This window comes from Microcoleus sp. AT8-B5 (assembly GCF_036705565.1).
Taxonomy (GTDB): domain Bacteria; phylum Cyanobacteriota; class Cyanobacteriia; order Cyanobacteriales; family Microcoleaceae; genus Microcoleus.
Window position 1 is genome coordinate 13,549 of the sequence record NZ_JAUBUY010000021.1, and the last position, 11,952, is coordinate 25,500.

The 11,952-nt window shown below is 47.5% G+C and carries 9 protein-coding genes; 5 read left to right on the forward strand and 4 right to left on the reverse strand.

Annotated elements, in window-relative coordinates; translation table 11 throughout:
• Window positions 1-105: 105 nt before the first annotated feature.
• The 4 genes from recG to rpsB all read right to left on the reverse strand — a co-directional run bounded on the left by recG (window position 106) and on the right by rpsB (window position 5,966).
• Window positions 106-2,613 (reverse strand): ATP-dependent DNA helicase RecG, encoded by a 2,508-nt coding sequence (recG, locus tag QUB39_RS15860; protein ID WP_333056026.1) that lies wholly within the window; start codon window positions 2,611-2,613, stop codon window positions 106-108.
• 227 nt (window positions 2,614-2,840) lie between these two features.
• Window positions 2,841-3,770, reverse strand: a complete 930-nt coding sequence (locus tag QUB39_RS15865; protein ID WP_333056025.1) for a hypothetical protein — start codon at window positions 3,768-3,770, stop codon at window positions 2,841-2,843.
• Between the two features lie 290 nt (window positions 3,771-4,060).
• Window positions 4,061-4,720 (reverse strand): translation elongation factor Ts, encoded by a 660-nt coding sequence (gene tsf / locus QUB39_RS15870; protein ID WP_333056024.1) that lies wholly within the window; start codon window positions 4,718-4,720, stop codon window positions 4,061-4,063.
• Between the two features lie 415 nt (window positions 4,721-5,135).
• Window positions 5,136-5,966, reverse strand: coding sequence for a 30S ribosomal protein S2 (gene rpsB / locus QUB39_RS15875; protein ID WP_333056023.1), 831 nt, complete (start codon window positions 5,964-5,966; stop codon window positions 5,136-5,138).
• 536 nt (window positions 5,967-6,502) lie between these two features.
• Here rpsB and QUB39_RS15880 point away from each other — a divergent pair.
• From QUB39_RS15880 to QUB39_RS15900, 5 genes are all read left to right on the forward strand, one after another.
• Window positions 6,503-8,878, forward strand: a complete 2,376-nt coding sequence (locus tag QUB39_RS15880; protein WP_333485090.1) for a cation:proton antiporter domain-containing protein — start codon at window positions 6,503-6,505, stop codon at window positions 8,876-8,878.
• Window positions 8,879-8,941: 63 nt separating this feature from the next.
• Complete coding sequence (locus QUB39_RS15885; RefSeq protein WP_333056021.1) at window positions 8,942-9,448, forward strand: hypothetical protein; 507 nt, start codon at window positions 8,942-8,944, stop codon at window positions 9,446-9,448.
• Window positions 9,449-9,650: 202 nt separating this feature from the next.
• Window positions 9,651-9,794, forward strand: coding sequence for a hypothetical protein (locus QUB39_RS15890; protein WP_333272794.1), 144 nt, complete (start codon window positions 9,651-9,653; stop codon window positions 9,792-9,794).
• Between the two features lie 82 nt (window positions 9,795-9,876).
• Window positions 9,877-10,503 (forward strand): DUF3038 domain-containing protein, encoded by a 627-nt coding sequence (locus QUB39_RS15895; protein WP_333391703.1) that lies wholly within the window; start codon window positions 9,877-9,879, stop codon window positions 10,501-10,503.
• 3 nt (window positions 10,504-10,506) lie between these two features.
• On the forward strand, window positions 10,507-11,679 hold the full coding sequence (locus QUB39_RS15900; protein WP_333056019.1) for a DUF4335 domain-containing protein: 1,173 nt from the start codon (window positions 10,507-10,509) through the stop codon (window positions 11,677-11,679).
• Window positions 11,680-11,952 lie beyond the last annotated feature (273 nt).

An 11,952-nucleotide genomic window follows, 5' to 3' on the forward strand; every position in this document is an offset into this window, starting at 1 on the left:
GGAGGGGGGCTGAGTGCAGCAATAAACTGGCAGCTTTGATATATCTTTGCTTAACCGGCCACTACAAAATATTATTAAAAACCCCGTTGCTGCGTTCAAAACACTCTAAGTCAAAATCGACCCACTCATCATCCGCTGATATCTCCGCTCCAATTCATCCCGCACCACCGGCCATTGATTCAAACTTTCATCATTCTCAATTACCATTTGAGCCGCCGCCCTCGCCAACTCCAAAACCTCCTGATCCTCCACCAAACTCGCCAAAGCAAAATCCGGCAAACCCGACTGCCGAGTTCCCAAAACCTGACCAGGCCCGCGCAATCTCATGTCCATTTCCGCAATAAAAAAGCCATCTTGAGATTGTTCTAAAACCTTCATTCTCTGCATAGCTTCCGCCGTTTTGGAACCGGGCATTAACAAACAATAAGAACGGTTGCTGCCCCGACCAACTCTACCCCGCAACTGGTGCAGTTGCGACAGTCCAAAACGCTCAGAATTTTCAATCAGCATTACCGTGGCATTCGGCACGTCTACTCCCACCTCGACGACAGTAGTAGATACTAAAATATCCGTTTCTTTGTCCCGAAACTTAGAAATTGCGTCATCTTTGTCGGCACTGCTCATTCTCCCGTGGAGCAAACCCACCTTAAACTCAGGAAAGACACTTTTTTCAAGTTTCTCTTTTTCCTCAATTGCCGATCGCACATCCAACTTTTCCGACTCCTCCACCAGCGGTAGCACCACATAAACTTGACGCCCGCTCGCCACTTCCCGCCGAATCAAATCGTAAGCTTGGATTCGTTCTTTGGCAGACAGTACAGTGGTTTGAATCGCCTGCCTACCGGGGGGAAGTTCATCAATTTGACTCACATCTAAATCCCCGTGCAGCGTCAGCGCCAGCGTTCGGGGAATGGGAGTTGCCGTCATCGTCAAAACGTGGGGAGCTTCGCCTTTTTGCTGCAATTTAGCGCGCTGCTGCACACCGAATCTGTGCTGTTCGTCAATTACCGCCAAACCCAATTTATGGAAATTCACTGTATCTTGAATCAGCGCGTGAGTTCCCACTAAAACAGGTAATTCTCCGGTTTCTAATTGGTTGTGAATTTCGCGGCGCTTGGCTACTTTTGTGGAACCAGTTAACAGTTCGACAGACAAGTGCATCAAGTTAAACCAACCTACCAATTTGCGGTAATGCTGTTCTGCTAAAACTTCTGTCGGCGCCATTAAAGCGGCTTGATAGCCGGATTGAATTGCTGCTAGCATTGCCACGACAGCTACTACGGTTTTGCCAGCACCGACATCGCCTTGCACTAATCTGTTCATCGGTTGCGATGAAGCTAAATCGTTGAGGATGTCATTGATGACTCTTTCCTGAGCATTAGTCAAGGCAAAAGGCAAGATTTCATAAAAATGTTCGATCAATTTGCCAGTAGGAAGGATGACTGCACTAGCTTGAGCTTTTCTTTGGGTTTGGCGGCGCTTTAAAAGTCCTAATTGCAGGTAGAAAAATTCGTCAAAAACTAAGCGACGGCGGGCGGCGGCCAAACAATCTCGATCGAGCGGAAAGTGAATATTAGTCACGGCATCGGCTAAACCCATTAAACCGTAACGCTCGCGCAAATCCTCTGGTAGCGATTCTGGCAACATTTTCGCCGCCGGCATTGCAGCCAAAATCGATCGCCTCACCGAACCGGCATCCACCCCTTCCGTCAGCGGATAAACTGGTATCAGGCGGCCGACTTTCATTGATTCGATCGCACCGCCGGAGTCGTCTAATACTTCTAACTCAGGATTTTCTAAAGTAATTCCATATTTACCCTGCTTCACCAACCCCGAAGCTGCCAGCACTGCACCAGTACAATACTCGCGCTTTTTGAATTCTTGCCAACCGCGATTGCTGTAGCGAGGGCCTGCAAAAAAACGACTAATTTTTATCTCTCCGGTGCGGTCTTTTAAAATTACTTCTAATATGGTTAATTTCTTATTCTTCGGACTAGAAAAGCAATTGCATCGCTTTACTTCGGCGATTAAAGTGACAGTTTCCCCAGCTACTAGCTCGCGAATTTGTACTTGCTTTGCATAGTCGATGTGATTGCGGGGATAGTAGTAAAGCAAGTCATATACAGTGTATAAACCAAGTTTGACCAAGCGGTTGCCGTTGGCAGGGCCGATGCCGGTGACGCGGGTTAACTGTTGGTCAAGAGTCAGGCTTGGTGGTGCGGCGGCTGTACTCAGGGGTGCTGTTCGGGGAACGGAAACTGCCGGGGCGGTTGGTTGGGGAGCGTTTGCGGGTCTGACTTGTGCTACTTGTTCTTGCTGGTGGCGAGTTTCTTGTTCCCAAACTTGCTCCATTTGTCTGAGGAAACTCACCGTAATGGCGATCGAATGTTGGCGCTGTTCGAGATCCTTCTGAGGGTAGATGTCAAATTCAGCGGCTAGTTGTCTGGCTCGCTCGCGCGCCGAAGCCGCCACAGAACCTGCCAACTGTCTCAAACTCAGGCCCAGAAACTCGCTGAAGCGGTATTGACTGCCTTGGATGTCGTTAAATCCGCGATCGGCTTCTACTGAAAGAGCTTTTTGCAATCGCTGCCATTCGGGTTGATTATTAGTCATCAGTCATTAGTTATTAGTCATTAGTTATTAGTCATTAGTCATTGGTCATTGGTCATTAGTCATTAGTGGTTAGTCATTAGTTATTAATCATAGCTCAAGAATTCCCGACAATTACCTACGGACAACTGACAACTGTCAACTGACAACTGTCAACTGACAACTGTCAACTGACAACTGTCAACTGTCAACTGACAACTGTCAACTGTCAACTGACAACTAACAACTGACTAATCTTCAAACCAACTCGATCGCCAAGCCGACTCAGCCTCCACCACAGCAAGTTCCCGCTGCTTTTTCTGGTAATCGCGGCCCAGCGAGTTCAACTTGACAGACAGGTTACGAATTTGCTGGCGCCAAGCCGAGGTTCCCGCATCGGCAAACTCTATTTCCGACAGCCGCAGTTTAATCGCTGTAATGTGCAGTGCCCTACTACCAAAGGTTGCTGCCGCCAATTTGCGCGATGCTGATGAGGCATCGGTTTCAATAATTATGTTTAATAAGTTAGGCGGCCCGGCAACACTATCGCCGGAGGATTCAGCAGCAGAAGCAGCTTCTAGAACCGGTTCTGGTAATTGACTCGGCAAGATTCCCGACTGTTGCAGCAAGCGGTTGGTGTCGCGAGAAAGCAGCTTGAGTATATGGACGATCGACTTTTCAATACTATTTTGCCAGCGTGCCAAACTTTCCGGGGAATTGGCATTTGGCAATTGATAATTTGCCAATGAAAATAGATAGTTAATCGCGGAAACTTGGTTTTTTTCCTTTTCGTCTTCTTCGTCTTCCTCTTCTTCCTCTTCGTCTTTGTCGAAGTCGTCTTCCTCTTCCTCTTCGTCTTCCTCTTCCTCTATTTCTTCCTCTATTTCTTCCTCTGTTTCTGATTCAGTCACCAGCGATCGCAATTTTTCCTCCGACGCCGCAGCCAAAGCCTTTACAGACTGCTGCATTTTTTGCCGCCCATCGAAGGACAACTTAAGAAACGACTCCGGTACTGCTTGAGTGCAAAGGTGATAGCAAGCCAAAATTAACTGCTGTCGCACCGCTTGTCCCAACGCAGTTAAATAACCATCGTAGGTACTGCGAAACTCCATATTCAAGGCTGCTAAAGCCTCTTCGAGTCCTGCCAAATCTTGCTCTATTCTCTCTCTTGGTCGCACCATATCTCTCGTATAAAATTAAAATAAGCTAATCCACTTTTAAATTCCATGGTCAAATAAATTTTCACTTTTGTGGCGTGGGCAGCCGATCCCGCCCTCAACAAAAAATTTAAATGCACAACAGCTTAAGACTTACGCAAATTTTAACTTTTTACGCTGTCTGTAGTAGTAACTTTTGCAGTGCCCAGCCTACAAATATAGTCTGTCCATAAGTCCTATAAAAATTAAAAATTAAAAATGCAAAAAATCAAGTTTTCACATTTTTAATTTTTAATTCTCAATCTTAATTGGGATTATTGAACACCCATTTGGGCTGCCACTTCATCGGCAAAGTTAGCTTCTACCTTTTCAATGCCTTCGCCCAAGACAAAACGCACGAAGCGGCGCACTTGGATATTTTCTCCAATTTGGGCGATCGTTTGTTTCACCAACTCTTCCACCGAGATATTCTGATCTTTAATAAAAGGCTGATCCATCAAAGATAACTCTTTCATGCGCTTCTCAATCCGCCCTAGAACAATCTTTTCTTTGATGTTTTCCGGCTTATTGCCCAAGTCATCTTTGCCCATTTCAATTGCCTTTTCTCTTTCGACAACTTCGGCGGGGATATCTTCAACTTTCACGTATTCCACATTCGGGCAAGCTGCAATTTGCATCGCAATATTCCGCACCAAAGTTTGGAATTCTTCGCGACGTGCCACAAAATCTGTTTCGCAGTTAACTTCCACCAGCACTCCCACGCGGCCGCCCGTGTGAATGTAGCTGCCTACAAGCCCTTCTGAGGCAACTCGTCCACCTTTTTTACCTGCCGAAGCCAGACCTTTTTTCCGCAGCCACTCGATGGATGTTTCCATATTGCCTTCGTTTTCAACGAGGGCTTTTTTGCAGTCCATCATGCCCGCGCCAGTTTTTTCGCGCAGTTCTTTAACAAGTTTTGCAGATATGTCCGCCATCTTCTTTAAGTTCCCAATCAAAATTAGTTATTAGTCATTAGTCATCAGTCATTAGTCATCAGTCACTAATTTTAATGTTAATGATTAGACCAGAGTGAAGAAATACCCAGTCGATCTTAGTACCGACTTTGTAGGTGTAGCGCCAGAATTAATTCTGGCCCTCACACAATGAATGCTTTTGCCAGATATCTACTAATGACTTAGACTCGTGCTAAGCAGTCGCCCATTTAAATTGTATATTCAGGGCGGCCGGGACGCCCACCCCACAAGACTTTAATCTTTTTTGACATACAATTTAAATGCAGACCAGCTTATGTACAATTAAAAATTAAAAATATCCAACTAAAAATAATTATTATTTTTAATTTTCAATCTTTAATTTTTAATTTCCTGGTGTCAGATTCCGATCGCAATACTAGCTCTCGGTTTCTTCGCCGTCAGCGTCAGCGGCGTCGTCGGGATCTACATAATCGGGGTCATCCAATTCTTCGATTTCGACATCATATTCAGCGCCTTCGTAACCACCGTCGTAGTCGTAGTCTTCATCAGAGTCGCCGCCTTGCTGACCGTGACGACCTTCGTAGATGGCATCAGCCAACTTGCCGACAATCAGCTTGATCGATCGAATAGCATCGTCATTTGCCGGAATCGCAATGTCAACCAAATCCGGGTCGCAGTTGGTATCCAACAGAGAGACGATCGGAATTCCCAACTTTTGGCATTCCAACACCGCATTATACTCGCGGCGTTGGTCTACCAGCACCACTCCGTCGGGAATCTTCCGCATAGATTTAATCCCGCCCAGATATTTCTGGAGTTTTGCCATTTCTCGGCGCAGTACCGAAGCTTCTTTTTTCGGCAACAAATCCAGGGCGCCGATTTCCTCGCGACGCTCCAAATCCTTGAGGCGCTCCACGCGGGACTTAATCGTCGTCCAGTTTGTGAGCATTCCCCCCAGCCAGCGCTGGTTGACGTAATAAGCACCGCAGCGTTGAGCTTCTTGGGCTACAATCCCTGCAGCTTGGCGCTTCGTACCCACGAACAAAAACTTTTTGCCTTTTTCTGAGGCCACTCTCATGTACTCGTAGGCGTCTTCCATAAGCTGAGCGGTTTGCACGAGGTCGATGATGTGAACCCCGTTGCGCTCTGTAAAAATGTATGGAGACATTTTCGGGTTCCACCGACGGGTTTGGTGTCCGAAGTGAACCCCTGACTCTAACATTTGAGCCAAACTGACTACTGGCATTGTATTTTTAACTCCTAATTCGGGTTAATCCTCCACCCGGTCGTATTTCTGAAGGTTTGCGCCCTAGAAACACCCGAAAACCCGGATGTGCGAATTTAAACAACTTTTCTAGTTTATCACAGCGCGCGCTACTTTTTCTGACAATTTTATATCACTAGGTTTAAACTCAGATGTTGCAGCAATATCAATAAGAGGATTTTTCGTGGGGTCGGGCGGGTTTATAGAACCTATTTGCAAGCTTTAAGGCTGTTGGCGAACCCGCCCCTACGGCTAATTGAGAATGGTGCAAGATATCAGTTTAAACTCAGATGTTGCACCATTGTCAAGAACGGGCTCTGGGGCCCGTTCCACAAAGAACGAGTTTTCTTGTGGAACAGGCCGAAAAGCCTGTTCCTAAACAAGTAATTGAGAATGGTGCAAAATGTGAGTTTAAATGGGCGGTGGGCAACCGGAGGTGAGATAGAGTCCGGGGTGCAGAGGCTGCGGTTAAAGTTACTTGCAAGCGCTTCTAAAAAACAAAAAATCCAAGTGGGAAGTTGCCAAAGCCTTTGTTGGCTTGTGAGAGAATGGCCTTGTTGGTGCGCCTCTGGTACCTTCTACCTTCGATCGAGCTGGTATCGATTTTTTTCGATCGGCAATTCAGTCAGCTTTACTACCCTGCCCTCTCGATCCGCAAAAATCCCCAAGCTAAAAACGCCATGCCCATACCCATTCTCGTCCTGCTTGAAGTTCTAATTGTTATCGCACTTTCGAGACTTGTCGGTTTAGGATTTCGAGCGATCAAACAACCTCAAGTCATTGGAGAAATTGTAGCAGGAATTATGCTTGGGCCTTCTCTATTTGGCTTAGTTGCACCAGCCACCGCAACTGCACTTTTTCCAGCCGAAGCCGTTCCCTTCCTCAACGTGTTGTCTGAGGTGGGGCTGATTTTTTTCATGTTCTTGATTGGTTTGGAACTGAATCCCAAGTACCTCAAAAGCAATTTAGATATAGCGATTTTAACTTCCCACGTCAGCATTCTAGTGCCGTTTTCCCTGGGAAGCTTGCTCGCACTGCTGCTGTATCCCATCGTTTCAAATAATAGCGTTTCCTTTACCGCATTTGCTTTGTTTTTGGGCGCGGCGATGTCAATTACGGCTTTTCCAGTGCTGGCAAGAATTATTACAGAACACAATTTGCAGAATACCAAATTGGGGACGCTGGCCTTGACTTGCGCTGCGGTAGACGACGTGACAGCGTGGTGTTTGTTAGCGGTGGCGATCGCAGTTACTCGTACTAATTCGATGATCGGTGCTTTGCCGACAATTATTCAATCTTTAATTTACATCGGTTTCATGCTGACTGTAGTGCGCTGGTTCTTGCAGCGACTTTCCAAACAGTACAACCGCACTGGCAGATTAACACAGTTATTGCTGTCCGGCATTTACATGGGAGTTGTAGCTTCTGCCTTAATTACTGAATGGATCGGCATTCATTTAATTTTCGGTGCATTTTTGCTGGGTGCTGTTATGCCTAAAAATGCGGGATTAACCAGAGAATTAGCTGAAAAAACCGAAGACTTTGTACTAATATTTCTGCTGCCCATATTTTTTGCTTACAGCGGCTTGCGGACTGAAATCGGCTTGCTCAACAGTCCCGAATTGTGGCTGCTGTGCGCCGCAGTTTTGGGAGTGGCAATTATCGGCAAATACCTCGGCACTTACGTTGCGGCCAGAGTTTGTGGCATCAGCAATCGCGAAGCTTCAGCCCTGGGATGGCTGATGAATACTCGCGGTTTGACTGAACTAATTGTGCTGAATATCGGTCTTTCCCTAGGTGTAGTTTCGCCGCTGCTATTTACAATGTTAGTCATCATGGCTTTAGTGACAACTTTTATGACTTCGCCTCTGTTGGAGTGGACTTATCCAAAACGGTTAATTAGGTTAGATATTTCAGAAGTTAACTCTGAGGATTCAGAATTAGAAAATTCACAAATGGCTGACAGCAGCGAAGAAACTGCTAACAAATTGCTGCCAACTTATCGAATTTTAGTACCGGTTGCCAATCCCAGCACGCAGAAAGGTTTACTGCGACTAGCGGTAGCGCTGGCGCAGCCGGCTGCTGGTATGGGTGGTGAGGATTTACAGTCGGTGGCGGTTCATCCTCTGAGTTTGATAGAATTAAATGATGACTATGCCTTTGAAAGTACGCCTGCGGAAGCCGATCGCATTATTCAAGAACGCCGCTCGAAATTATCAGAATTGATTGAGAGTCTGGAACTGCCGGAGGCCCAAAAATTGGTACATCCCATCATTCGGGTTACTAATGATGTAGCCAGGGAAACGGCACAAATTGCGGAAATAGATCGCGCGGATTTGATTTTAGTAGGATGGCACAGACCAACTTTTAGCAGCAACCGTTTGGGAGGACGTGTCGGCCAAATTCTCAGCAACGCTAAGGTGGATGTAGCAATTTTTGTTGACAGAGGCCGGGAAAGGTTGAATAACTTGTTAGTACCTTACGCGGCAAACATTCATGATGATTTGGGGTTAGAATTGGCACTGAGACTATTAGTTAATAGCGAAGAACGCCGTTTGACGGTGCTGCGGGTGGCGGTTGACGGGGAAGCTGAAAACAATCTGAGTTACGAGTTTGGGCGAGTGATGGATCAGTTACCAGTTGAGGTGCGATCGCGCATTGAGACTCCGATTGTGGAGGCTGCTGAGCCAATTCAAGCAGTAGTAGCGGCTTCTGCTAATGCTGATTTAACTATTGCGGGTACGAGTCGGGAGTGGGGAATTGAGCGCCAAACTTTGGGACAGTATACTGATGAATTGGCTGTGCAGTGTCATTCTTCGCTACTGATTGCGCGGTGTTACGTTAAAGTGCGATCGCACTTGGCATCGGTACTCAGTCAAACTACTCAGTATTAGTCATGAGTAGGGGCGCACTGGGCATTTTACCCAATTACCGATTACCAATTACCAATTACCAAGATGATGAATCATTTAAGCCTCAAATCCCTGGCATTTTACGGGATTGCGATCGGCTCAGTTTCACTGCTGTTTAAAGTAGTAACTGCTTACGGGGAAGCAAATTTAAAGGCGGCCCCGGCAATTGCGGGAACTTATCGCTTCGATCCTAAAAGTTTGCCCGAATGTCTGAATTCTGATGTTTTGGTATTGACAATCGAGCAATCGGGTGTTTATTTGAGCGGTAATTTGCGATCGGGCAGCAGGGAGGGCAGGGAAAAAACAGCCCAAGAGAAACCTTCTCTATTTGGTAGGTGGGAAACTCAAGGATTGAACTTGTCGGGTGCGGTTCCTAATTTAGCGGGTTGCAGGGACTCCACAGCAACCGGTCAAAACAGTTCTGTTAAAATGCGCGGAATTGTGGAGCAAGAAAGCCTCAAGGGAAAAATTAGTCTAACTGATAAGACGGCGGCTACTGATTTTACTGCTCAAAGAGAAGCGGCGGTGCAACCCCAGAAGCAGGAAGATTGATCGATCCCAATAGAGAATAAGAAAGGGGAAATGGGTAATTCTTGGTCGCTTTCCGACAGAAAGCATCCAGGATACCCGCCACGTAATTCATCCGTCCAGAAATAAAAAACCTGTATCCGATAAAGGAACCCCAGAATTTATCCGTGGGATCAATGCTTCAATTCTAAAATCTAAAATCTAAAATCTAAAATCGCGCAATCGATTGACTCTCCCCTTCTCCCCCCTCAAGAAGCAAGGAATCACAAAGCGGCGGGGTGGGGGAGTGGGCGATCGAACTCCGGCCGCCGGAGCTCGCCCGCGACGGTCGGTTGCTGCTAAATTAGAAAATATACCTAAAAGTCAATGATAAAAATAAAGTATCCCAGAGAAGTTCTTGGTTGAGAATTTGTCTTGCTCAAGACCCCCCGTGCCCGTATAGTTTGTTTGGAATGGATGTTGCCGTGATATTAATGCCGTCAGAAACTTCGCTTACCCAGTCAAACCCGTTAATTTTAGACAGTTTGCCAGACTTGTCGCCCTCCGATGGGGGATGTCCCCGCCGAGCCAGATTGCAAATTGACTTGATGTTGCTGGCGATCGAAGCCTTGTATCTCGGAGGTGCCGAAGAAATGCTGGCTGTGTCAAAGGACCTGGAATTGGAATCAATTATCAAAAATCGGGTTGCCCTTTGGCTGATGCGTAATACTAACCCGCTGAGACGCTATACCCAGCGCCGCTCCCTTACCATTGTGGAGGCAAAAGCGCTGGTGGCGATCGCCTGTAATATGGCGCGTAAGTTAACCGCCACAATTCGACAGTTGCTGCTAGACTCCCAGCAGTTGCGATCGAAAAATATCCCCCTCAACCAGAACCAGTCGCTGGCGGAGTATTTAGAACGCTTTCGAGCTCACTTTCGATCGCGCATGAACCCCAAGCGATCGCTAGTTGCAGCTTACGATTCCGACGACAAGCTCAACGAACTAGCTTTGAACTTGTTGAGCAAACTGCTATTTTGTACAGGCACAGCCGGAATGCAGCGCTTCTGGGTTAGCCTGTTTGATGGAGAAGTTGAATAAAAAATGACTATTAGGCGTCAGTACAGTCTGCCAAATTGCACCCTGGTTCTAGAAGGGTTGAGCGATGGATCGGCAGCCAGCCAGTTAGATTTACGGCCGGTGCTTTCAATATTAATGAGCGCTGAATGCTATGTTACAGGTCTTGGCGAGCCTTTAAGCGGGGGACGGGAGTTTTTTGAAAGCTTGGTGAGGGCCGTCAGCAGCTACGCTCAAGAATTTATGAGCGGAGTGCATTATCCCGATCGCTACGGCCCGAATGTGGGTATGGTGCAGTTGCACAGAATTGACGGGAATTTGCACCGATTGACCGTTCTACCCGCCTCCACAGGCAGCGCCACCCAAATCGATCAAAAAACAGAACTGTCGGCAAAAGTTGATTTGACGACGGTACAGCTATTTGACTTGGTAGAGGCGATCGATCAATTTTTTGCCGACACGCAGACGCTGCCGGAATTGTCGCTGCAATTAACCCCAATTTCCAAGCGTTACGTCAAGTCGGCCGAACCTTTGGCGAAGCGGACTTTACCTGCTGTCGTGGGGGTGTCGAGTTTGGCTTTGGCTGCGATGGCGTTTTTCTTGGTGCCGATACCGGAAGTCCAGCGGCCGAGAGATCCGGTGCCGCAGCCCAATCCTGCAGGCCAGAATCAGGGGACGCCGAATCCGGGCGGATCGGGTTCGCCTAATCCCAATCCCACGCCCCCTGCTGACGGTTTGCTGCCTGGGACTCAAACTCCGAACGCTGAATCGCTTTCGCCGACTCCGATCCCCGCGCCGCAGCCGGACGCTTCACCGTTGGCCACACCGCAGTCGAGCACTTCGCCGGAAAGCACGCCCACTCCTGTTGCGGAAGGTTTGGCAAGCCCAGATGTGGCAGCGGTGCCAATTACAGATCCAGGGGAAATTGACCTGTTGAGGGGCAAACTTTCCCAGCAAATTGACGGAGTTGTGAAGGATAAGCCTCCGGTTGATGCGGAGTTGGTTTATCGGGTGAGTGTGGCCCCAGACGGGGCGATTGTCGGTTACAAGCCGGAAAATTCGGCAGCAGTCGATCGATCCGAAACGCCGTTGTCGGAGTTGCTTTACCAACCGGTTGGCACCAGGACACCTGCGGAACCGCTGGCTGATTTCCGCGTAGTTTTGGCACCAGACGGCACTGTTCAAGTCACTCCTTGGTAATGGTTAACTGTTGACTGTTGACTGTTAACGGTTGACTGTTGACTGTTAACGGTTGACTGTTGACTGATACCAAATCCCGCTTAAATGCTGCCTCATACCATGTCCGATCGATCGCGCATAATACAATTGCCGGGGCGGGTTTTTGAGATTGTCGGTTTTTAGCAAATATTGTTGGTGAACCCGCCCCTACAGGAATCAGGGTAATTGACCGGACATGATATCAATCTCTTAGTCTGGGGAGGCAGACTTGGTTTTTCTAGTAGCGATTTAAAT